Annotated in this window: 20 protein-coding genes; 1 reads left to right on the plus strand and 19 read right to left on the minus strand. The window is 64.5% G+C overall.

The features are described from left to right. Positions 1-11: 11 nt before the first annotated feature. On the minus strand, positions 12-1,130 hold the full coding sequence (locus P9A16_RS20905; protein ID WP_024270336.1) for an ABC transporter substrate-binding protein: 1,119 nt from the start codon (positions 1,128-1,130) through the stop codon (positions 12-14). Between the two features lie 223 nt (positions 1,131-1,353). On the opposite strand from P9A16_RS20905, the gene pdxR reads away from it, so the two are divergent. Continuing rightward, entirely contained in the window at positions 1,354-2,823 is a 1,470-nt protein-coding gene (gene pdxR, locus P9A16_RS20910) for a MocR-like pyridoxine biosynthesis transcription factor PdxR (protein WP_024270335.1), read from the plus strand. A gap of 471 nt (positions 2,824-3,294) precedes the next feature. Here the strand turns inward: pdxR and hisN are convergent, their stop codons facing one another. The 18 genes from hisN to P9A16_RS21000 all read right to left on the minus strand — a co-directional run bounded on the left by hisN (position 3,295) and on the right by P9A16_RS21000 (position 23,373). Further along, a complete protein-coding gene (gene hisN, locus P9A16_RS20915; RefSeq protein WP_024270334.1) occupies positions 3,295-4,068 on the minus strand; it encodes a histidinol-phosphatase in 774 nt (257 codons plus the stop codon). A 13-nt stretch (positions 4,069-4,081) separates the two neighbouring features. Beyond that, the gene (locus P9A16_RS20920) at positions 4,082-5,020 is read right to left on the minus strand and encodes an LPS biosynthesis choline kinase (RefSeq protein ID WP_023517017.1); all 939 of its coding nucleotides are present in this window, start codon (positions 5,018-5,020) and stop codon (positions 4,082-4,084) included. Positions 5,021-5,032: 12 nt separating this feature from the next. Beyond that, on the minus strand, positions 5,033-5,944 hold the full coding sequence (locus P9A16_RS20925) for a phosphotransferase (protein ID WP_023517018.1): 912 nt from the start codon (positions 5,942-5,944) through the stop codon (positions 5,033-5,035). Beyond that, a complete protein-coding gene (locus tag P9A16_RS20930; RefSeq protein WP_023517019.1) occupies positions 5,931-7,199 on the minus strand; it encodes a Zn-dependent hydrolase in 1,269 nt (422 codons plus the stop codon). Before P9A16_RS20930 ends, P9A16_RS20925 begins: the two co-directional genes overlap by 14 nt. Then, positions 7,192-7,950: a DeoR/GlpR family DNA-binding transcription regulator gene (locus P9A16_RS20935; protein WP_023517020.1), complete on the minus strand. Its 759-nt coding sequence runs from the start codon at positions 7,948-7,950 to the stop codon at positions 7,192-7,194. Before P9A16_RS20935 ends, P9A16_RS20930 begins: the two co-directional genes overlap by 8 nt. After that, positions 7,940-9,763, minus strand: a complete 1,824-nt coding sequence (locus P9A16_RS20940) for a dipeptide ABC transporter ATP-binding protein (RefSeq protein WP_024270333.1) — start codon at positions 9,761-9,763, stop codon at positions 7,940-7,942. The genes P9A16_RS20935 and P9A16_RS20940 overlap by 11 nt, the downstream gene beginning before the upstream one ends. Beyond that, positions 9,763-10,680 (minus strand): ABC transporter permease, encoded by a 918-nt coding sequence (locus tag P9A16_RS20945; protein WP_023516186.1) that lies wholly within the window; start codon positions 10,678-10,680, stop codon positions 9,763-9,765. The genes P9A16_RS20940 and P9A16_RS20945 overlap by 1 nt, the downstream gene beginning before the upstream one ends. 1 nt (position 10,681) lies before the next feature. Then, a complete protein-coding gene (locus P9A16_RS20950) occupies positions 10,682-11,662 on the minus strand; it encodes an ABC transporter permease (protein ID WP_023516187.1) in 981 nt (326 codons plus the stop codon). Between the two features lie 63 nt (positions 11,663-11,725). Further along, positions 11,726-13,291 carry an ABC transporter substrate-binding protein gene (locus tag P9A16_RS20955; protein ID WP_023516188.1) on the minus strand — a complete coding sequence of 522 codons (1,566 nt, stop codon included), beginning with the start codon at positions 13,289-13,291 and terminating at the stop codon, positions 11,726-11,728. Further along, on the minus strand, positions 13,264-14,733 hold the full coding sequence (locus tag P9A16_RS20960) for an amidase (RefSeq protein ID WP_023516189.1): 1,470 nt from the start codon (positions 14,731-14,733) through the stop codon (positions 13,264-13,266). Before P9A16_RS20960 ends, P9A16_RS20955 begins: the two co-directional genes overlap by 28 nt. Before the next feature lie 434 nt (positions 14,734-15,167). Next, positions 15,168-15,341 carry a hypothetical protein gene (locus P9A16_RS20965; protein ID WP_023514748.1) on the minus strand — a complete coding sequence of 58 codons (174 nt, stop codon included), beginning with the start codon at positions 15,339-15,341 and terminating at the stop codon, positions 15,168-15,170. Between the two features lie 9 nt (positions 15,342-15,350). Continuing rightward, the gene (locus P9A16_RS20970; RefSeq protein ID WP_023514749.1) at positions 15,351-16,751 is read right to left on the minus strand and encodes a hypothetical protein; all 1,401 of its coding nucleotides are present in this window, start codon (positions 16,749-16,751) and stop codon (positions 15,351-15,353) included. 57 nt (positions 16,752-16,808) lie between these two features. Further along, positions 16,809-18,002: a fumarylacetoacetate hydrolase family protein gene (locus tag P9A16_RS20975; RefSeq protein WP_023514750.1), complete on the minus strand. Its 1,194-nt coding sequence runs from the start codon at positions 18,000-18,002 to the stop codon at positions 16,809-16,811. Positions 18,003-18,013: 11 nt separating this feature from the next. Beyond that, complete coding sequence (locus P9A16_RS20980) at positions 18,014-19,261, minus strand: enolase C-terminal domain-like protein (protein WP_023514751.1); 1,248 nt, start codon at positions 19,259-19,261, stop codon at positions 18,014-18,016. Positions 19,262-19,313: 52 nt separating this feature from the next. Continuing rightward, on the minus strand, positions 19,314-20,069 hold the full coding sequence (locus P9A16_RS20985) for an ATP-binding cassette domain-containing protein (RefSeq protein ID WP_023514752.1): 756 nt from the start codon (positions 20,067-20,069) through the stop codon (positions 19,314-19,316). Between the two features lie 4 nt (positions 20,070-20,073). After that, complete coding sequence (locus P9A16_RS20990) at positions 20,074-21,045, minus strand: ABC transporter permease (protein ID WP_023514753.1); 972 nt, start codon at positions 21,043-21,045, stop codon at positions 20,074-20,076. Positions 21,046-21,105: 60 nt separating this feature from the next. Continuing rightward, a complete protein-coding gene (locus tag P9A16_RS20995) occupies positions 21,106-22,086 on the minus strand; it encodes a sugar ABC transporter substrate-binding protein (RefSeq protein WP_024270332.1) in 981 nt (326 codons plus the stop codon). Positions 22,087-22,176: 90 nt separating this feature from the next. Continuing rightward, positions 22,177-23,373 (minus strand): AGE family epimerase/isomerase, encoded by a 1,197-nt coding sequence (locus P9A16_RS21000; protein ID WP_024270331.1) that lies wholly within the window; start codon positions 23,371-23,373, stop codon positions 22,177-22,179. Positions 23,374-23,378: the final 5 nt, after the last annotated feature.

Consider the following 23,378-nt stretch of genomic DNA (forward strand, 5'->3'; position numbering starts at 1 on the left):
CAGGCACGGACTTACTTCACGTTGGCGCCAACCACCTTGTCCCAGCCTTCGACAATGGCGCTCTTGTTGGCATCGAGCGCCTCGACGGTCGGGAAGATCGCCTTTTCATAGGCTTCTGCCGGCGGCAGCTTGTCGAGCAGGTCCTGCGGGAATTTTCCGGCCTTCAGCATGGCGTTGAAGCGTGCCGGGTGGCAATAGCCTTTCAGCCAACCGGTCTGGCCCTCGTCGGAATAAAGATATTCCATCCAGAGCTTTGCCGCATTCGGATGCGGTGCATAGGCCGAGATCGCCTGTACGTAGACACCGGCGACCACACCGGTGGCCGGCACGATGACATCCATCGGCGGATTGCCGTTCAGCGCGTCCCGCCAGGAGAGCAGGTTGTAGTCCCAGGCGGCGATGATCGGCGTCTGGCCCTGGGCGATGGTGCCGGCCTTGCCGAGAACCGGCACGAAATTGCCGGCCTTGTTCAGCTCCGCGAAGAGTTCCAGACCTTTGGCTCCGGAATCGGCGCCCGGCTGCGCACCGCGCGAAATGCCCGCCGACATCAGCGCCAGGATCGCCTGCGCCGAGGAGCGTGGGTCGCCGGTGAGGGCGACGGAGCCGGAATATTCCGGCTTGGTGAGGTCGGCCCAGTCAGCCGGCGGGGTCTGGATCAGGTCCTTGTTGATGCCGAAGGCCATGACGCCGTAGTAGTCGCCATACCAATACCCATCCGCATCCTTGATGTTGTCGGGGATCTCCTCCCAGGTCGCCACCTTGTAGGGCTGCAGCAGGCCTTCCTTCGTAGCGGCGGGCGCAAAGGCAAGGCCGAGATCGACGACATCCGGCGCCTGCGAGCCCGTATTGCCCTTGTTGGAACGGATCGCCTCCAGCTCGTCGGCCGTGCCGGCATCGGGGTTCAGTTCGTTGACGGTGATACCGGGATATTTCGCCTTGAAGCCTTCAATAACCTCGCCGTAGTTGCACCAGTCGTGCGGTAGGGCAATGACCGTCAACATGCCTTCCTTCGTGGCAGCATCGATAAGATCCTGCGGCGCCTCTGCACGGGCAAGGCCCGGCAGCGCGGCGGCAATGGCAAGCGTGGAAACGAAAGCCGAGCGGGCGGCATGGGATAGGCGCGTCGTCATGGAGTCCTCCTGTTTGCCGTCTGCGACGGCTGGTGAGCATTGGCTGCCGGTGGGCATCTGCATCCGGCCGCGATCACGGTCCGGGCATTCCGGTTCCCCCGCACTCTGTCTGCGTCCTTCGGGGCTGCATCGGTGCGTTTCGTGTAGGCAGAGCATGTAACAATTGGATAACAATCAAACGTCCATTATTGTGCATTCAACTGTACCAATTTGGAGGCTAGCCTTGGCCAAGCAGCTCGAAGGTCCGCTCCTGCCCTTCCTTCGTCTGGACACGGGCATCGCCCTGCCGAAATTCCGGCAGGTACAGGACCAGCTGCGCACGGCCATCCTGCAGGGGCACCTGCGTGCCGGCACGCGCCTGCCGGCAAGCCGCATCCTTGCCGAGGAGCTCGGCCTGTCGCGTCAGACCCTCGTGCGGGTGCTGGAGAACCTGAAGGCCGAGGGATATCTGGAGGCGCGGCAAGGGGCCGGCACCTTTGTCTCAGCCGCCCTGCCGCGCCGACCGGCAAAAGCGCGGTTTGCGGAGACCGGGGACGACGTACCGCCGAGGCTGTCGCGGATCGGCGTCCTGTCGCACGGGGTTTCGGCAGAGATCGGCCGCGTGGAGCCAAAACCGTTCCTGCCCAACCAGCCGGCGCTCGACCGGTTTCCGTTCGCCATCTGGCGTAAATGCTGGAATACGGTTGTCCGCGGCGGCAGGGCGGGCATGGGTTATGGCGATGTCGCGGGAGAACTGGTCCTGCGTCAGCGGATCGCTGAGTATCTCGCCTTGCACCGGCGCGATCCATGTGACCCGGAGCAGATCGTCATCACGCCCGGCGGGCACGCCGCCTTCACGCTCGCCGTACTGGCATTGGCCGATCCCGGCGACGGTATCTGGTTCGAAGACCCCGGCCCCGTCACCACCTCAAACCTCTTGCGCACACTTGGCCTCAACCTCTGCCTTGCCGATGTCGATGCCGACGGCATGGATGTCGCGGACGCCATGGTGCGTTATCCCGACGCACGGCTCGCCTTCGTCATGCCCTCGCGCCATCACCCGCTCGGCGTTACGCTTTCCCTGCCCCGCCGCCTCGCTCTTCTTGAATGGGCACGGGCAAACGAGGCTTGGATCATCGAAGACGATTACGACAGCGAGTTCCGCTACGATGGCGCACCGCTGCCTTCGATGCGCTCCATAGACAGCCACGGAAGGGTGATCTACGCGGGCAGTTTCAGCAAGGCGCTCTATCCCGGTATCCGTGTCGGCTATCTCGTCTTGCCGCCGGCGCTGGTTGGAACCTTCCGCAATCTTTCGGGCCTGATCCATCGCAGCGTGCCTGTCGAGACGCAGCTCGCTCTCGCAGAGTTCATCGGTGGCGGCCATTTCGCGAGCCACCTGCGCCGTATGCGCAGCCTCTATGCCGAGCGCCGCAACGCGTTTTTCGATGCCGGACGAACAGCCCTTGCCGGGCTTGCCGCTATCGATTGTTCCGACAGCGGACTGAATGCTCTGGTTTGGCTCGCGAACGGGCGCGAAGACCGGGCCGCGCAGCACGCCGTACTGGAGGCCGGCCTGCAATGCTACCCGCTTTCAGACTACACTATCGCGACCACGCGCCCCGGCGCCCTGATCCTTGGCTACGCCAACGTGCCGGCGGAACGGATGAAAACCTATTCCCACGTTCTTGCTGAGGCCCTGTCCCGGCCGTGACACCGTGCGATGCTACGAGCGAGTACTATGACGTCGAAGAGGCAAAGGTGGAGGGCATATCGTCTTCGGCCGCTATTGCCGGCCCACTATACGTTGTCTTCGGCCGCATCGAACCCCGGACAGCTCCACCTTGCAAAGGCGAGGCGCACCACGCGCTGAAAGGGGGCATGAGAGATCGGGCATGAAGTGAGACTTGCGAGTATCGTCAATGGGTTATCCTTCGCAAGGAGGTCGCAGCAAAGCGTGCCTGCTCCCATATTGCTCTCGACGAGCGACACAAGATCGTACCCTTCGAATGGCCTACAGCGTGTAAGGCGGCACGCGTGCCCCGCGATATCAGGATCCACTACGAAGCTCGCCTTGCGCCGTCAGACCCCTCACCGGAGCTTAAGGCCCGCTCTTCTTGCAAAAAAGAACCGGTGCCAGAGGCACCGGTCAAACCACAGAGGAAGGATCACTCTGCAGGGGAACTTATGCCGAGTTCAGGATATCCAGCGCTGCAGCGTGCAGCCCGGCCGAGGCGGCGGCGATGATGGCGCCACCCTTTTCTGCCGGTCCACCCGTCCAATCGCTCACAACGCCGCCGGCCTGCTCGATGATCGGGATGAGGGCGACAATGTCGTAGGGTTGCAGGCCCGCCTCCACCACAAGGTCGATCCCTCCGGCGGCGAGCATGCAATAGGCATAACAATCCGTGCCGTAGCGCGACAGGCAGACCTGCCGTTCCAGCCGTTCGAAGGCGGCCCTCTGCCGAGGTTCGAAGATCGCGGGCGTGGTGGTGCAGAGCGTCGCCTCAGCGAGGCTTTTGGTAGCACGCGTGGAAAGCCGGGCCTTGCCGTGCGGTCCCTCATAGTGCGCGCCTTGCCCAGTGGCGTAAAACAGTTCGCCGATGAAGGGTTGCACCATCACGCCGGCGATGGCGTCGCCATGGTCCGTCAGGCCGACAAGCGTGCCCCAGAGCGGGATGCCGGAAATGAAGGAGCGCGTCCCGTCGATCGGATCGATCACCCAGACATGCCGGTTGTCCGCACCCTCCGCGCCAAATTCCTCGCCGAGAATGCCGTGGTCCGGAAATTCGGCACGGATCAGCGCGCGGATCGCCTTTTCCGTTTCGCGGTCAGCCTCCGTCACGGGGTCGAAACCGCCCGCCAGCTTGTTGGCGACGAGGCCCGGCTGGCGGAAGCGCGGCAGGGTTTCCCGCGCGGCGACCGCGGCGATCCGGTGCATGAAATCGGCGGAAATCATCGTGTCCCCTTCCTCAGACGGCCTTCAGCCATTCCGGCCAGCGTGGATCGCTCATCACGAAACGCGCCCGCATATGCTTCCAGGAACCGTATTTGAAGAAATCGAAATCGAGGCGGGAGATCCGGTTCTGCACCATGGCCCAGGTCGACCACTTGAGATCGACCAGCGCCTTGAACAGCGAGACCCGCGCGAAAAGCGCCGGATCGAGGCGACCGTAATAGGCCTCGATCATCTCCGCCTCCACCTCGGGCGAAAAACACATTTCGCCGAACCACAGGGCCAGTTCGGCGGCCCGGTCGTTGGTCGAGGCATATTCGAAATCGACCAGCAGGACGCGCTGGTCGGCATGCAGCAAAAAGTTGCCGGCGAGCGTGTCGTTCATGCAAGGGGCAAGATCGAGGCCGGAAGCCTCCAAAGCCTGCCGCGCCTCGCGATAGCGCGCATTGAGCCAGCCGAAATCGCCGGGGAATTCGCCGCCGAGCGCAAGGGCCTGCTCGAAATGCTCGTCAATCATGTCGAAGGTCGTCTTGCGCTGGGCGAGCGGCGCGCTGTCGTTGAAGGCCTTCAGCGCACGAAGGCCATTCGAGCGCACGACCGGATCGAGGAAATCGGCATTGGTGGAGGTGCGCAGCCCCTCGACGAATTCGCTGACCTCGACGCCGGTTTCCGGAAAGAAATCGATGATGCGCGCGCCGACGCCGGCGGCATGCGCCTTGCGGCCCGCCTCGTTCGCCGTCCGGCGGTCGATGAACATTTCCGTGCCTTCGCCGGGAATCTTGACGAAGAAACTGTGCGGTGCGCCGCTGACAAACACCTGCCAGTTCGGATTGCTGATGCCGCCCGGCACCGGCTCGTAGGAAACCGTCCGGTCCCGCCAGTCCGCGACGGCGAGGATCGCCGTTTCGATCGCCCGTTCCGCCGACGATGTGCCTTCACCCAAGCTGCGCCGCATCGGCTCCCCCCGTCAAACCTGTTTCAGCCATGTTTCGAAGCGCGGTCCCTCGATCACGGTGCGCGCCCGCAAAAGCCGCCATTCGGCATATTTGAAGAACTCCACCTGTTTCCGCGGCGAGCGAGCGGCGCTGATGAAACCCCAGAGCGCCCACATCAGGTCATCCGCCGCGCCATAGAGGCGGGCGCGGGCGAGCACCTGCGCATCCGGCCTTCCGGTCGCGATCTCGATCGCCAGCAGCGCCTCGCCGTCGAAGGGCAGCAGTTCGGCGAGCACGGTGCCAAGATCGTGCGCGGGATCGGCCTGGCGCGCCCATTCGAAATCGACCAGCCGGATGGTATTTCCAGGCCCCACCATGACATTCGACGACACGCCGTCGGCATGGCAGGGCACGGTATCGACACCGGCAGCGGCGATCGCGGCGGCGACACGCTCGACCGCCGCCAAGACGGTGCGGACCGGCGCGGGCAGGATGACACCGCCTGCCAGTTCTCGATAGGCGGCGACGAGATCGAAAACGCTGCGCGTCTCCTCAAGCGGCGCTGCCTTCTGAAAGGCACGTTTTGCGGCGAGCAGGTTTTCGAGAACCGCGGGACGGCGCAGCACATCCATATGCCCCCAGGCCCATTCCTCGCCGAGCGCCTCGAAGACGAGAACGCCGCGAGCGGGATCGGCATGCAGCAGCCGGGGCGCGATGCCGAGGTCGCCAGCTTTGCGGCTCGCCTCCGCAACATGCTCCAGCGCGATGAAATCGGCCATGTCCGCGTGCCGGTGCTTGACGAAGACCGGCGGCCGGCCCGGCGCCGTGGCAAAGGTGCAGATATTCTCGACCGCCCGGTGAATGGGCGAGACGACGCCGCCGATCGGCGGGGAAAACGTTGCGCCGGAAAGGCCGGCAGCGGCGAGCGCCTCATCGTTCAGCATGAAAATCCCCCTCGGCAAGGCGGCGCAGGACGGCGGTCAGCACAGCGAGGCCGGCCTCGACATCCTCAGGATGGGTCAACTCTTCCGGATGGTGCGCGATACCGTCGACGCTTGGAACGAAGATCAGAGCGGACGGAACGCCGCTGTTTTGCAGCGCCACGGCGTCGTGCCCCGCCACCGAACGCAGGGTCAGCGGCTCGAAACCGCAGGCGCGCGCCGCCTCCCGGGTGATCGCCATCAGCCCGATGTCCATGCCGGCCGGTTCCCGCAGCGTATCGGCAATGATTTCCAGCCGTGTGCCCGTCTCGGCCGCGGCCTTTTCGAAGGCCGCGAGGGCCGCCTGCCCGGCCCTATCAAGTTCGGCGACATCGAGACCGCGCAACTCGAACCAGACGGTGGCGCGCTCCACCACCACGTTCGGCGAGTTCGGCTCGATGACGAGGCGCGCGGCGGAACGGTGGAGATGGGGATGGCTTGCGGCGATGAGCGCTTCGAAGGCGGCAATGCCCTGCGCGGCGGCGAGAAGCGCATCGCGCCGGTCCGCCATCGGCGTCGGGCCGGTATGGGCGGCGCGGCCGATCCAGCGGACCGTCATCTTGCGGGCGGCCCAGGTGCCCTCGATAACACCGATGCGGCGGCCGGCCGCCGTCAGGATGCGGCCCTGTTCGACATGCAGTTCGACATAGGCTTTTGGACGGGGCGGAACGCCTCCCGTTTCGCCGTCGATGCCGATCGCGGCGAGCGCATCGCTGAGCGTGATGCCGACACCATCTGTGAGGGCAAGCGCTTCACGCAGCGGCAGAGCACCGGAGAAGACGCCGCTGCCGGTGAGGCTCGGCTGGTAGCGCGCGCCCTCCTCGTTCGTCCAGTTGACGACGGCGAGGTTGTGGCGCGGGCGGAAACGGTCGGCCTGCACTTCGGTATGGAGATCAAGTGCTGCGCTACCGGCAGCGAGCACGCCGAGCGTGCCGTCGAAGCGGCCACCGCGCGGCTGCGTGTCGAGGTGCGAGCCGGCAAAAATCCACGCGGCGTTTTCGCCCGCCCAGTCGAAACAGGCAAACTGGTTGCCCACCGCATCCTGCGCCAGGCGCGCGCCGCCGCGGGCCATCCAGTCGGCAAAGATCGCGCGGGCCGCGCCATCCTCGGCGCTCGCCGCAAGCCGCGTCACGCCTTCACCCGCGCGTGCACCGACGGCGGATATGTGATCGAAGATCGCCGTCAGGCTGGCGGCGGTTTTTTGCGCGGCGCTATCCATGGATGACCTCCAGCTCTTCCGCCTCCAAAGCGCGGGCAATCGTGTCCGGCGGGCGTCGGTCGGTGACGAGCGTTTGGACACGGGCGAAGGGGGCGGTGATGACGTTGCCGACCTTGCCGAACTTCGAATGGTCCGACAGCATGACGCTGTGCGAGGTTTGCTTCAGCAGCACCTGGCGGATGCGCGCCTCGTCCTCCTCGTAATCCATGAAACCGTAATCCGCATTGATGGCGCCGGCGCCCATGAAGACCATGTCGAAATGGAACTGCTGGATGTAGGAGATGGTGTCGTAGCCGACGAGATCCTGCTCCACCGGGCGCATGCTGCCCGGCGTCATCTGCACATGCACGCCAAAATGCTCGCAGGCCGCCTGCGCGATGCGCAGCGAATTGGTGTAGAGCCGGAGCTTCTTGAAGCCGACGAGGCGGCGGGCGAGCGCCAACGTCGTCGTGCCCGTGTCGAGGAAGATGACGCAATCGTCGTTGATGAGGCTGCGCGCCAGACCCGCCACCTCGTCCTTTTCGAGGGCGTTGAGCTTGATCCGCTCGGTGATCGGCGTATCGGCGGTGCGGCCCGCGGGAATGGCGCCGCCATGCACCCGCCGCACGGCGCCCTCGGCCTCCAGATCCTTCAGGTCGCGCCGGATGGTTTCACCGGAAACGCCAAATTCCGCCGAAAGCTCGAGCACGCTGACGCGCTGGTCGCGGTCCAGGCGCTCCAGGATGACTTCCTTGCGGATCTCACTCGACATGCACGGTTTCCTCCTCATGCAGCGCCTCGTGCCGGTGCAGGCAGGCGGCGTAGTTTTCGCCAGCAAGCGCGAGCAGCGGCGGATCGGTTTTCTGGCAGTCGTTTTGCGCGCGCGGGCAGCGCGAGCGGAACGAACAGCCGAGCGGCAGGTCGATGGGGCTCGGCGGCTCGCCGTCGAGCAGGTAGCGGGGACGCGGGAAACGGTTGTGCTCCAGCGTCGGCATGGCGCTCAGGAGCGCCCGCGTATAGGGGTGGTGCGGGTGTTCGAAGAGGGTCGTATTGTCAGCCAATTCCACGATGCGCCCGAGATACATGACGGCGATACGGTGGCACATCCGGCGTACGAGCGCGAGGTCGTGCGAGATGAACACATAGGAAAATCCGTGGCTCGCCTGGAGCCGGTTGAAGAGGTCGAGAAGCTCGGCCTGCTCCACCTGGTCGAGCGCCGAGAGCGTCTCGTCGAGGATGAGGAGGCGCGGCTTCAAGACCAGCGCGCGGGCGATGTTGATGCGCTGGCGCTGGCCGGCGCTGAGGCCGACCGGCAGCCGCTCGGCAAGCTCGAGGTCGAGCCCCACCTCGGCCATCGCCTCCTGTGCCCGCCGCGCCGCCTCCACCCGGCCGACGCCGTGGATCAGCAGCGGCTCCTCGATCATGCGCTGGAGCGGCATGCCCGATGGCAGCGAGCCATAGGGGTCCTGCAACAGGAGCTGGAAGGAGCGCCGCATCTCCGTCAGCGAGCGGGCGGAGAGATGCGAAAGGTCCTTGCCCAGGAAGGCGATGCGGCCGCTGTCCGGCTGTTCCAGCCAGGCGAGAAGCCGCGTCAGGGTGGATTTGCCGCAGCCGCTTTCGCCGACGATGCCAAAGTTCTCGCCGGCCTTCACGGTGAAGGAGACGTCGCGCACCGCCTTCACCTCGTTATAGGCGTTGAACGAGCCGCGCCGGCGCACGAGATAGGTGCGCATGACGTTGTCGACCGTCAGCACCGCCTCGCCCTGCCGCGCGGCCGGCGCCGCCACATCCTTCCAGATCGGCGGAATGCGCGAGATGAGGGTGCGCGTGTAGGATTGCCGGGGGCTCGCGGCCAGCTCCGCCGTGCGCCCCTCCTCGACGATGCGGCCGCGCTGCATGACCAGCGTGCGCTCGGCGATCTGCGCCACGACAGGCAGCGAAGAGGAGATGAAGAGGAAGGCGGTGTCGAGGTTTTGCCGCAGGCCGTCGATCAGGCGGATGATCTGCGCGGCGACGGTCACGTCGAGCGGCTGGGTGATGTTGTCGGCGATGACGAGCGCGGGATCGGAGATCAGCGCATCGACGATCATGACGCGCTGCATCATGCCGCCGGAGAACTGGAACGGCGCTTCGTGGAACCGCGCCCCCGGCGAGGGGATGCGCACGCGGCCGAAGAGGTCGAGCACCTTTTCGCGCGCCTCCGCCCGGCCGGTCCCGGGCCGCACGGAACGCAGCTTTTCGACGATCTGCTGGCCGATCGGCAGGCGCGGATCGAGCGAGCCCATCGGATTGGCGCCGATGAAGCCGATGCGGTTGCCGCGGATGGCCGAAAGGCTGCGCGGCGGAAGGGCGAGGATATCCTTGCCCTCGAAGACGACCGTGCCGGCGGCAATCTCCAGCGGAGGGGCGACCGCCCGCACCAGCGCCCGGGCGAGCACCGACTTGCCGGAGCCCGCCTCGCCAACGAGGCCGAGCACCTCGCCCGGGTCCAGCGAAAAGCTGACATCGTCGACGATGCGCCGGTTGCGGCCTTCGCGCTGGAGATCGACGCTGAGATGGGAGACGGCGAGAATGGAGTCGGTCATCAGGCCTCTCCTCGCAGAACCGCGTTGCGGGCACGCTCCAGGGCGGAGCCCATCAGGTTGAGGCAGGTGAGCGAGACCAGCATGAAGAGCCCCGGCATGGTGGCGATCCACCAGGCGTTCAGCAGGTATTTTCGCGCGTCGGCGATGACATTGCCGAAGGTCGGCGTCGGCGGCTGCACGCCGAGGCCGAGGAAGCCGAGGATGGATTCGAAGATCATCATGCGGGCGATATCGAGCACCGCGACGAAGGCGATCGGCGGCAGCACGACGGGCGCGACGAAGAGCAGCATGATCCTGAGATCCGAGGCGCCGAGCACCCGTTCGCCGAGCACGTAGCCGCGGTTGCGCTCGCCGAGCGCCACTGAGCGGGCGACGCGGGCATAGAGCGGCCAGCCGGAAAGGCCGAGCACGAGGATGATCGCCGGCACCGTAGGGCGGGAGACGCCCAAAATGGTGATGGCGAGGATGATCATGGGGATCGAGAGCTGCGCATCGGTGAGGCGCATGATGATCGCATCCGCCCAGCCGCCGCGAAAGCCGGCGTAAAGGCCGAGGCTGCACCCGACGACGAACATCAGGACAACGGTGGTGACGCCGATGAGCAGCGAGTAACGCAGGCCGACGAGACAGCGCATCAGCACGTCGCGGCCGAGCTGGTCCGTGCCGAGCACATAGGGCCATTGCCAGCCCTCTGCCGGGAACGGCGGCAGCAGCTTGGAACCATACGCGATTTTCACCGGATCGATCGGGCTCACCAGCGGCAGCAGGATGGCAAGGCCAATCAGCAGGCCGAAGCCGATAAGGCCGATGCGGAAATCCGTGCGCGCGGCGGCGATCTGCAGCATGCGGCGGGTGGGTGTGGCGCCGCGTTTGGCGACGGGACGCGGGGCAGCGCTTTGCTGGACGATATCGGTCACGTCAGTACTCCAGCCTCGGATCGATGGTCATGGCGATGAGGTCGACCAGGATGTTGATGACCACGAACATCACGGAAATGAAAATCGCGATGCCCTGGATCAGCGGAAAATCGCGTTGCAGCACGGCGTTGATCGTCAGGAGGCCGAGGCCCGGATAATCGAAGATGAATTCGATGACGAGCACGCCGCCGAGCAGCATGCCGAGCTGCACGCCGATGAGGTTGATGAGGGGAATGGCGGAATTGCCGAGCGCGTGCGAAAAGATCGTGCGGCTGCGGGAAAGGCCGCGGATCGGCGCGAGCTGGATGAAATCCTCCCGCATCACCTGCGCCACCGAGACGGTGAGCGTGCGCAGGATGAAGGGCACGATCTCCACCGCCAGCACGATGGCCGGCAGGATCGTGTAGCTGAAGCCGCGATAACCGATGGCCGGCAGCAGCTTCAGTTTGACCGAGAGGAACAGCGTCAGCACGATGCCGAGCCAGAAATTCGGCGTCGACACGCAGAGCGAGCCGAGCACCAGCGCCAGCTTGTCCGGCCAGCGTCCGGGATAGAGCCCGCCCGCTGTGCCGAGCGGCACGGCGACCAGCAGCGCGATGGCGAGCGCGACCGCCGCCAATTGGAGCGTCATCGGCAGGGTGGCGAGGATGAGGTCCAGCACCGTGGCGCGCTCTTCGCGCGTCGCATCTTCGAAGGATGCGCCGCCAAGGCTCGCCCCGCTCTTCGGCCGCACGAAGGACGTGCCGAGATCGCCGGTGACGAGGTCGCCGAGATAGGAGACGAACTGCACCGGTATCGGCCGGTCGAGGCCGAGTTCCTTGGCCTTCATGGCCACCACCTCGTCGGGCGCCATGCCGCCGACGATGAGGCGCGCCGGATCGCCCGGCACCACGCGCAGCAGCGTGAAGATGATGAAGGTAACGAGCAGGATGATGAGGCTCCCCTGCAGGAGCCGTCTCAACAGGAACGACAGGACGAACATGCGTCTCCCCTTGCGCCGATCGGGATGGAGCGGCCGCCAAATATTGGCGGCCGCCGCGTGCCATCAGGCGAGGCTGGCCTTGTTGGCGTCCATCATACCATTCGGATAGAAGTACATGCCCTCCACCCCCTCGCGCATGGCGTGGATGAAGACGGAGGTGAACAGCGAGAGCGCTGGCACCTTGTCCGCCAGCATCGGCATCACCTCAGTCTGGATCACCGCCTTGCGCGCGGCCGGATCGAGCGTATTGCGCTCCTTGTCGAGCACCGCATCCAGATCCTTGTCCTCGATGCCGGTAATGCGCTTCGAGGAGGAATGGAAATGGGTGCGCAGCACGAGGTCCGGCTCGGGAGAGCCTGTCGACCAACCGCAGTCGATCATGTGGCCCGGCCCGCCGCCCGGCCGGTCGTAGAGCCGCTCGTTCCAGGCGGCGACCTCCATGACGTTCAGCTTTACCGGAAAGCCCTGTTCCTGAAGCATGGCGGTGATGACCTCGCCATATTCCTTGGTCTTCGGGTAGAAGCCGACCGAGGTGATGTATTCGAGTTCCGGCAGGCCCTCGCCTTTCGGGAAGCCGGCCTCGGCCAGCAGCCGCTGGCACTCTTCCGGATTGTATTCCGGATAGTTCGGCGTATCGACGTAACCGAACTTCACCGGCGAGATCCAGGCCTTGGAGGCATGGCCGGAGACGCCCAAAATGTCGAGCAGCACGGCGCGGTCGATGGCATGGGCGGCGGCCTTGCGCAGGCGCGGATCGTTGAAGGGCGGCTTGGAGCAGCGGAACCAGAGATATTTGTTCTCGACCGAGACCGCCTTGTTCAGCTTGAAACCACCGGTGTCCTCGATGGTCTGGACCTGTTCGGCCTCCAGGCGCTCGATGAGGTCGGCCTCGCCGTTGAGCAATGCCAGCGTGCGGGTGGTCGCATCGCCGACGAAGCTGAAATTGATGCCCGGCAGGGTCGGCTTGCCGAGATAGAAGCCGTCGAAGGCTTCGAGCACCGTCGTGTTGCCCTCCTGGCGCGCGAACTTGAAGGCACCGGTGCCGTTCGGCCGGGCGGACAGCGTTTTCGGATCAGCGACGTCCTTGGCCGACAGGATCGGCAGGAAGGCCGACAGGAACCAGAAGAGGCTTGCCGGATAACCGCCCTTCTCCGTCTTGATACGAGCGACATGATCGCTCACCACCTCGACCTCGCAGGGACCGGGATACCAGGCCGCGGGACGATCCGGCTGGCTGGCATATTCGAAGGTCGCCTTCACGTCCTCGGCGGTGAAGGGTTTGCCGTCATGGAAAGTCACGCCCTCGCGCAGCGTGAATTCCAGCGTGTGCTCGTCGACGAGCTTCATGTCGGTCGCCAGCTCCATCACCAGCTCGTCCGGATTGTCCGGCCGCATCGGCGCGCGGGTGAGGTAGCCGAAGACGAAACTCTCCAGGTTGATCTGGGCAAGCGTCGTGTGGGAGGACGGGTCCCAGTTGCCGGTGAGGTTTTCCGCCGACATGAAATTGAGGACCTTGCCCTCGGCGGCATGCGCCGGGTCGACGAAAAAGGCAGTGTTGAGGACCGGCAGGCCGATGGCAAGGCCAGCGAGCGCCGAGCTTCTTAGGAATGCTCTCCTGTTGAATTCCATGACGATATCTCCGCAGTTGGATTGCTGGCTGTTCCCCGCCCCGCTTTGTCGCCAGCAACGACAAGCGGAGGTAATTTATTATGGAAAAGGTGGTCTTCGGCCCGCTGGCAGAACGCCATGACAAGCGCATCGGCATGCCGCCGGCCGACGACCTGCAGGCCGACCGGCAGGCCGTTTACCGTCAGGCCCGCGGGCAGCGAGGCCGCCGGGTTGCCCGAGAGGTTGAAGGGATAGGTGAAGGGCGTCCAGCCCGTCCAGGCGAGCACCTCGGAGGGGGACGAAAATCCTTCCGGCGCCTCGCGGTCGGCGGCGAAGGGCTCGACCGGCACGGTGGGCAAGAGCAGGAGGTCGATGTCCTCGAAAAGCGCATGCACGCTGCCGGCAAAGTCGGCACGGGCCTTGGCCGCCGAGAGATAGTCGGCGAGATCATAGCGGGTGGAGGCCTCGACGAGGCCGCGGAAACCGCTGCCGAATGCCGAGAGATCCGCCTCGGCGCCATAGGCAACGCCGCGGCCGGCGACCCACAGCGTCTCGAAAATGCGGATCGGGTCCTGCCAGTCGAGCAAAACGGGGCGGATATCGAGGTCGAGCGCGCCAGAGAGCGTCGCCACCGCCTCCCTGATGACGCGGTCCACGTCGGGCACAACGGCAAAGCCGAACAGGCTCGGCGTAAAACCCACACGCAGCGCGCGGATCGGGCGCGGATCGGTGTAGTCGGCGCCGTCATCCGGCAGGGCCTGATGGTCGCGCGGATCCGGACCCTTGGCGATGTTGAACAGCAACGCGCTGTCCTTGGCCGAAACGCTCATCGGGCCGGCATGGGAGAGCATTTCCGTCGCGCTCCACGGCCAGGTCGGCACGCGTCCCAGCGTGCCCTTCATGGCAAAAACGCCACAGAAGGCCGCCGGGATGCGCACGGAACCGCCGCCGTCCGATCCCAAGGTGAAGGGCACCATGCGGGCGGCGAGCGCCGCGCCGGACCCCGAAGAGGAGCCGCCACTCGTCAGTTCGGGGTTCCAGGGATTGCGGGTCGGCCCGTAGAATTCGGAATGGCCCGAACCGGACCAGCCCATCTCCGTCGTCGTCGTCTTGCCGATCATGATCGATCCGGCGTCGATCATCCGCTGGACGATCGGCGCCGTCGCCTTGGGAGCGAAATTTTTGTAGGCGGCCGAACCGCGCTGGCAGAGCCGGTCCGCCACGAAGAAGAGGTCTTTCACCCCCATCGGAATGCCATGCAGCGGACCGCGCAGATGGCCTTGCGCCGCTTCGCGGTCGCAGGCCCGCGCTTCCTCCAGCGCCTCCTCCTCGAAGACCTGGCTGAATGCGTTGACGACAGGGTTCAGCCGCCGGATGCGCGCCAGGCATTCCCGCACCAGCGCCTCGGATGTGAGGCTGCCAGAAGCAATTGCCGACCTGAGCGCAAGAACCGAAAAATCCACGACCTTCATCTCCCGTTATGTGGATTTATGTTGGTTTTGTGGAAATTGTCAATACACACAAAATCAACAAATCGCATATTGAGAAGCATGAAGAACCGTAGGACGGTCGTGCATGAGAACCGCTCTCCCAGCACCGTTGGTTGTCGCCTGCCAATGCCCGAGGACCCAATACCGAGACCCGTCAATGGGTCACATACATGCCCAGCAAGGAGGCAAGCACGAGGCTGCGCCTGTCATTTCTGGACCAAAACAACGAGAACGCCGAAGCAGGTCGCTTCGGCGTAAAAGAATAGGGAAAAGAAAGAGATACAACGTTCCCACAGCTTAGGAATTGCGACGTGGAGGATGCTTCCGCTCCTGAGCGTCATACCGGATGAATGGATCACTTCTCGAACCTATGCAACCCGCCCGATTCGCCGTCGTGAATGCGAATCTCACAGCTCCTTCGACCGGTCGACGAGTTCGGCCTGCAGGATGGCCGGCACGGCGCTCGTGCCGCTCTGGTCGAAGGCCATCAGGAAAAAACCCCGCTGGGCGAGGCGCGCGTTGAACCATTCGATGTTCTCCTCCAGCACCTCGAACGGCAGGCTGAGATCGAAGAAGCGCACATTCGCCCGTTAGGAGACGCTGCTCCAGTCGATCATGACCTCGGTGAAGACCGTATCTATGGTGAGGTCGTCGTCGACGAGGGTGCCTAGGTTTTCAGCGCCCGGAAACGTGCCGGTCGCGCAATGGCCGATCCGGTAGTTTTCCGCATTGCGCGCCGACCAGGCGAAGGATACCTCGCCGTAGGGCCGGTCGAGCGTGCGGTACATGCGGAAGAACTCGATGCTGGTCACCGGCTCCACCACGGTCAGCGTCGCCTCCCGCGTCCAGGTCATCGGCTGGGGCGTCTGCCAGGTGCCGTTGAGGCGGTAGAAGCGGTTCTGCCGCACCTCCTCCGGCATCGAGCCGCGCAGCGGCACGTCCGTCGCCGGCTTGGAGATCTTTTGCAGGATGGTGCGTCCCTCGGTGAGCGTTCCCTTGAAGGCCCATCGGCCGCCGAGCTCCCAGGAAAGATGCGCCCGCTCGCCGAGCGCCGCTGCCTTCGGCGTCATGGTCAGGTCCATCACCGGCATCACCACGGTGATGTCCACCGTCTCTTCCTTGACCAGCTTGCCGTCCTTGTAGAGCGAGAGCGTATAGACCATGAGGTCCTCGTAGGGCATCACGGTCAGCGAGCCCTCGGGCAGGCTGAGGCTCGCATCCTCCCCGTCGCTCGTCAGCGTGTGGGTGGTGCCGTATTCGACATAGGACAGCTCGATCCGGTCGCAGCCGAGCCCCGACCAGCTGAGCCGGCTCTCCTCGCCGCAAAACAGCGACGGCGGCTCGGCCATGAAGCTGCGGATCTGCGGCTCGGGGATCTGGCGGTAGAGCGTCAGCGTCTCGTAGCCGGGATCGTAGCCGTCGATGCCTTCATAGAGCACGTAGACCTGTGTGGCGAAGGGCGGCAGGCTGGTGTTGAGGTCGGAAACGTGCAGCATCAGCGCGCCGCCCTTGCCGATCAGTTCCCGGTTGTCGGGGTTCGGCCGTATCGCGCTGACGAGGCTGTCGGCGTCGGGGCCTGAAACCGTCCAGCCGTGTTTCGCATCGCTCGCCGGCACCACCTCGATATCTTCGACCAGCGCCACCGCCGTCAGGGCCGTCGTGCCGGTGAACGTCTCTTCCTCGCCGGGCTCAACCCAGACGGCGGGGAAGACCAGCGTGAAGCCCGGCGCGCTGTCCGCCGCCCGCGCCGAAAGCAGCGGCTTGTCCTTGTCCCGGTTGCGGATGGTGACGGTGAGCTCATTGGGGATGAGATAGTCGCGGCCGACCGAGGTGAGCACCGTGCCCGGCGAAATGGCGAAGGAGAGCGCGTTCGAGAGCTGCCGCTTCGGATCGGGCTCGACCGGCTTGTCGGCGAGGATCACGTAGCCGTCGACCGTTTTCGAAGCGACGGCACTGGCGCCGCTCCGGAAATCCTTGAACACGGCCTGCATATGTTTCAGGCCGAGGGTCTTCTGAGCCGCTACGGCGGCGATGCCTATCGGGCCTCCTCATCCCGGCTTCCGACAGGCGTCAACCAATTCGGAACCCTTGGCGCCTGCTCCATAAGCACCCAGCAGGCCGCGTTGCGCGAGATTGCGCATCAGATGGGACGCAGCGAAGGTCCAGGGCGCGCATTCGTCGGAAAGCCTCACCCGATTGACCAGGGAGCCGAGCCGGTCGTTGGAGATGGTGACCGTATCGCCGATCTTGTGGGTAAACCCCTGACCGGCCACGTCGCGGTCCTCGACGGGTGCAAACAATGTGCCGAGAAAGAGCATGAAGCCATCCGGATATTGATGGTGAGCGCCAATCGTCTGGGCAACGAGATCGAGCGGATCCCGGCTGATCTCGTGCATGGAACTGCGTCCGGTCAGTACGTAACCGTCCTCACCCTCGACCCGCAGATGAAGAACGGCATTGCGCACGTCCTCGATGGAGTAGGTTTCATCGAAAAGACGGATGAACGGTCCGATGGAGCAGGAGGCGTTGTTGTCCTTGGCCTTGCCAAGAAGCAGCGCGGAGCGGCCTTCGACATCGCGCAGGTTAACGTCGTTGCCGAGCGTGGCACCCCGCACCCGGCCCCGGCTGTCGACGGCGAGCACGACCTCCGGCTCCGGGTTGTTCCACGACGATATCGGATGCAGCCCGACCTCCGCACCATGGCCGACCGACGACAGCACCTGTGCCTTGGTGAAGACCTCGGCATCCGGGCCGATGCCCACCTCAAGATATTGCGACCAGAGCCCTTCCTCGACGAGGGCCGCCTTGACTTTCACCGCCTGGGCCGAGCCCGCCTTGAGATCCCGAAGGCTGGCACCGACCAGGGCTGCCACCCGATCCCGGATCGCTGCCGCACGCACCGGATCCCCGGCAGCCCGTTCCTCGATCACCCGCTCGATCATGGAGCGGGCGAAGGTCACGCCGCAGGCCTTGATCGCTTGCAGGTCGCAGGGCGCGAGAAGTCGCGCCGCATCCTTTTGCCCGGATGCGGCGAGGACCTCTTCCAGGCGGCCGATCCGGGAGCCGGTCTCAGCCCGCACGAAGCCGACGGGGTCGTCCAATTCGAGCAGGTCCCGCATGGTCGGTGCGGTGCTGGAGGTGATGTCGACCAGCACTCCCTCCCGCAGCGCGACAAGGGAGGGGCCGGCCACGGCGGGAAGCCACACGCGGCCGACAAAGGTGCCTTGCAGATCGAGTTCCATATCGTCACCCGTCAATAATCGACGACCCGACCGTCGTTCGGATCAGCCCAGCGCGTGTTCGGCACGACGGAGAACCAGCCCTCGCGCGAGGGATCGCGATCATAGGGGTAGCCGCCCAGCGTCTTGTAGAGGTCGGCATACTTGCCGAGCTTGTCGCGGTCGATCTCCACGCCGAGCCCCGGCGCCGACGGCACCTTGATCGCGCCGTTCTCATAGCGCATCGGCCCACCGACGATGATGTCGTCCACGAGCTGGTGATAATGCGCATCCGCATGGAAGACGAGGTTCGGCACGACCGCGCCGAGATGCAGCATGGTGGCAAGCTGGATACCGAGTTCGCCCGAAGAATGCACGGCGATACCGAGCTGGAAGGTTTCGCAGACGCCCGCAGCCTTCACACAGGGCCGGATGCCACCCCAGAAGGTCGTGTCGAGCAGGATGACATCGACCGCCGGATTGAGGATGTTGGCGGCGAGCTGCTCGAAATTGACGACGACCGTGTTGGTGGCAAGCGGCATCGTCGTGTTTTCGCGCACGCGGCGCATACCGTTAAGGCCCCAGGTCGGATCCTCGTAGTAGTCGTTGTTGAGATCCTCGATACCCTTGGCGAAGCGGATCGCCTCCTCCACGCTGAAAGCGGCATTGGGATCGTAGCGCACGCTGTCCGGCCCAAGCGCCTTTGCCCAGGCGCGATAAACCTCCAGCTCGTAGCCAGGTGGGAAGACACCGCTCTTCAATTTGTGCGAGGTGAAGCCACATTTTTCCTTGAGAGCCAGCGTCTGCTCGATGAGCTGGTCGGCAGTGCGTGTCTCGCCCTCACCGGTCTCCTTGTTGGGCAGGCGGAAGAACATGTAGCTGGCGAAAGGCACCCTCTCGCGCATCTTGCCGCCGAGCAGGTCATAGACCGGCACGCCAAGGAATTTGCCCATGATGTCGAAACAGGCGAATTCGATGGCCGCATGCATCTGCGTGCGGTTGTTGTAGAGGCTGGCGGTCGGATTGCAGATCATGAAGCGGAGATTTTCCAGCTCGAACGGATCATGCCCAACGAGATAGGATTTGAGTGCCCGAAAGGCCGCCTCCGCGCTCTCCCCGCCCCCGCCCATCTCTCCGAGGCCGACGATGCCCACATCGGTCTCCACCTCGACGATGGTGCGCACAAAGCGCCCCCAATGCGCCCCGTTGGAATGGCGCAGCGGCGCTTCCAGCGGAACAGTGACGGTCGTGGCGCGGATATCGGTGATTTTTGGTCGCTTCATGGAAGGCTCCAATGCGGTCTGTCTGTTACAAATGGCCGGGCCAAATGCCCGGCTAGCTGATCATCCGGGTCATCTCGTCCACGCTGATATCCCTGGCCGGCAGATCGGCGATCTTCTCGCCCCGCGCCATCGCGACGATGCGGTCGGAAATCGGGTGGATGTGATGCAGGTTGTGGCTGATGAAGATCGATGTTACGCCGAGGCCCTTCAGTTCCACGACATGGTCCAGCACCTTGTTGGTCTCCTTGACCGAAAGGTGGTTGGTCGGCTCGTCAAGGATCAGCACTTTCGAACGGAAATGCATGGCGCGCGCAATCGCTACCCCCTGGCGCTGGCCGCCCGACAGCGCCTTGACCGGCGTGTCGGCACCGCGCAGGTGCAGGCCGACACCGCGCAGGCCTTCCATGGCTTCCCGCGCCATCTTCTCCCGGTCGACGATGCCGAGGCCGGGCCGCCCGAATTTCAACGGTTCGCGCCCGATGAAGAAGTTCTGGGCGATCGACATTTCCGGCACCATGGCCGTGTACTGGTAGATAGTCTCGATGCCGAGCCCCATCGCCACTTCCGGGCCGGTGATGGAGGCGCTGCGGCCCTCGATGAAGATGTCGCCCTTGTCCTGCGTGTGCACGCCCGACAGGATCTTGATCAGCGTGGACTTGCCGGCACCGTTGTCTCCAACGAGACCGATCACCTCGCCGCGCGCGGCATGGAAATCGACGTTCTTCAGGGCGTGCACGGCGCCGTACCACTTTTGCAGGCCGACGCATTTGATGATCGGCTCTTCGGCCGGATTGACGGCAGTGCTCATGGCCTTACCCCTTCATGCCTTCGGCTTTCAGCCGGGTCTGCGTGTTGAGGACGACCGCCACCACGATCATGGCGCCGACGGCAAACATGAACCAGTTGGCATTGACGCCGCTGAGGATGAGGATGTTCTCGATCATGGCGATGAGCAGCGTGCCGACAACCGCGCCGAGAATGGAGCCGACCCCGCCGGTCAGCGCCACGCCGCCGATGACGGCCGCGGCGATCGCCTGCATTTCAAGGCCCGTACCGAGGTTCGGCACGATCACCTTGACGCGAAAACTCTGGATGATGCCGGCAAGGCCGGCGAGCGTGGCGCAGAGCATGAAGCATGCCATCTTCACCCGCTCGGTCTTGATGCCCATGTCGCGCGCCGCCTGCGGATGGCCGCCGGTCGCAAAGATCCAGTGGCCGAAATCCATGCGGCGCAGCACGAAGCCGAGAACAAGCGCAATGGCGATCATGTAGAGCAGCGAGACGCGTGGCGTGACAAGCCCGAGGCCGAGCCGCCCGACAAGCCAGGACACGTCGAGTTCGCGCGGGAACACCGGCGGGAAACCGCCAGCCAGCACGATGGCAAGACTGCGGGCCATGAACAGCATGCCGAGCGTCGCGATGAAGGAGGGAATCTTGAGCTTTAGCGTGATCAGGCCGTTGGCAAGGCCGATCAACGCCGCCAGCGCAAGGCCGATCAGGATGGCCGCCGCCGTCGGCCAACCGGCCTGCATCAGGAGCACCGTCACCATCGGCGACAGGCCGAAGACCGAGCCAACGGAGAGGTCGAACTCCCCGGCAATGATCAGGATCGTGATGCCCATCGCGACAACCGCCAGCTCGGGGATCGGCTGCAAGTAGACGGTCATGTTGCCGGTCGTGAGAAACCGGTCGTTGATGATGCTGAAGGTCACGAACAGGGCGAGGAAGATCAGCAGCGCTGCCATTTCCGGCCGCGCCATCAGGCTGCGGATATTGGGTTTCATCGTGTCAGGCCTTTGAAGGGCCCTCCCGCGCCTTGGCGGAAGGGCTGGGAAACGGCGGGCTTAGCGGACACCCATCGACATGAACTTTTCGACCTGCTCCAGATCCTTCGGCTCGACCACCGCCTTGCCCGTATTGACGTCGAAGGCGCTGAGGCCGAACTTCTTCATCATCGCGAGCTGGAGGATCGGCAGGTAACCCTGGTAGTAGGGTTGCTGGTCGATGGTGATGTCGACATAGCCCTTCTTCATCTCATCAAGCACGACGGGCACCAGATCGAAGGTCGCCATGTGCAGCTGGCCGGGCTTGATGCCGAGGTCACGCAGGCATTCGCCGGCACCCGCGCCCCAGAAGCCGGCATCGACATAGGCATTGGTCTCCGGCTTGCCCTGGACATATTGGCAGATGCGGGATGCGGTGACCGAGATGTCGTTGGAGCTGTCGATCACCTCATAGCTGATCTGCCGGTTCGGCTCGGCGGCCTTGGCCTCGTCCAGGAATTTCTTGGCACCGCCGATACGTGCTTCCGCCCAGCTTTCACCGGGCCGCGACAGGCCGAGCAGCGCGTGGATGGGCTGGTCTGCCGGTATCTTCGCGTGGAGCCCCTTCATCAGCACGTAGCCCGCCTCGAAAAGATCCTGCCCCACGAAAGCGTTGCGTGCATTGCCGGCGGCGCCCTGGCTGTCATCGACATTGGCCGTGATGACGGGAATCCCCTTGTCGACCGCCTTCTTGATCGTCTCGTCGTAGAGGTCGTCGTTGACGATCACGGTGACGATGCCGTCGACACCCTGTTCGACGACGGTGTCGAGGTTCTGCAGGTGTTTTTGCAGGTCGCCGTTCGGCGTGGTGAAAATAAGTTGGCAATCCGCCTCGAACTGCGCACAGGCATCGTCCATGCCCTTCTTGATCGACTGCCAGAAGCTGTTGTCGATGCCGGTCTGTGTCAGATAGACGAATTTCGGCTTCTCCTGAGCCACAGCTCCGCCGGCTGTGGTCAGCGCAGCACCCAGAGCCAATGCGGCCAGCGATGTCTTCAGCATGTCATTCCCTCCCATGATCTTCGCTTGCGCTCTCTATCGAGATGCGAGCCGCGGAGCGCGTGGCGCGGCTGGCCGTTTTCCAATCGGGCGCTACTTCGCCTCCCCCAGCACGCGAAGAATTTCGTAGCACGCGCCGAAAGGGTGGTAGTCAGTCTTGCCCGGCGGGCTCTTGATATCGCTCTGCCTCTCGCCTTCGGGCGAAAGGATGCGGAACCAGCAGCCGTAAGCGTGATCGACGAGGTGCCGCCAGCTATAGCGCCAGAGGCGTTCGTAGTCCTGCCAGTAGCGCTCCGCGCCGGTGCGCGCGGCAAGGCCCGCGGCGGCGGCCACTGTCTCGCAATGAACCCAATGGTACTTGTCGAGATCGTAGAGCTTGCCATCCGGGCCGTAGCTGTAGTGCATGCCGCCGAATTCAAGGTCAGCGCTTTTGGCCAGCGCCGTCTCGTAGAGCAGGATGGCCTTGGGCAGGATCCAGTCCCGCGGGCGATACCGTTCGAGGATCAGGAGCAGCTTGGTCCATTCCGTCATATGGCCGGGCAGGTAGCCGTAGGGACGGAACAGGTGCTTAGGATCGTCCTTGTTGTAGTCCCAGTCGATCGACCAGTCCTGGCGATAGTGCTCCCAGACGACACCCTGCGCACCCGCGGCAAGCTCGACGCAGATGCGACGGGCGAGCGTCTCGGCACGGTCGAGATAGCGGGTCTCGCCCGTCGCCTCGTACGCCGCCAGCATCGCCTCGGTCATGTGCATGTTGGCGTTCTGGCCGCGATAGGACGAAACCCGCTGCCAGTCGCGGCCGATCTCGTCCCTGTAGAGTTCGCGGTCCGCTTCCCAGAAGCGGCGTTCGAGAAGATCCCAGGTCTGCGAGACCTTCTCCGCCATGCCTGCAACGCCCGCTTTCGCCGCCGCCGCATAGGCAAGCAGCACAAAGGCGTGGCCATAACAATGTTTGGTCGTGTCGACGGCCTCGCGGCCATGCATCAACCAGAAATAGCCGCCGTGGTCGGGGTCGCGATGCACCTCGTCGAGATATTTGATGCCATGAGCGGCAGCCTCGGCGAAATCCGGCCGCTGGAAGAGCACGGCGGCCGTCGCATAGTTGAAGATGAAGCGCGTGGTGGAGACGAGGTGCTGCGTCTTGCGATCGGTGATGAAACCGTCGTCGCGATATTCGTTGTAGTAACCGCCGTCCTCCCTGTTCAGGCATATCGGATGGTAGAAATCCATGATCTCGCGCATGTGGGCGAGGAGGAACGTCTTCGAGCGGAAATCGGGAAACGGTTTCATGGGGG

It is taken from the genome of Shinella sp. 838, from assembly GCF_029623935.1.
GTDB lineage: Bacteria > Pseudomonadota > Alphaproteobacteria > Rhizobiales > Rhizobiaceae > Shinella.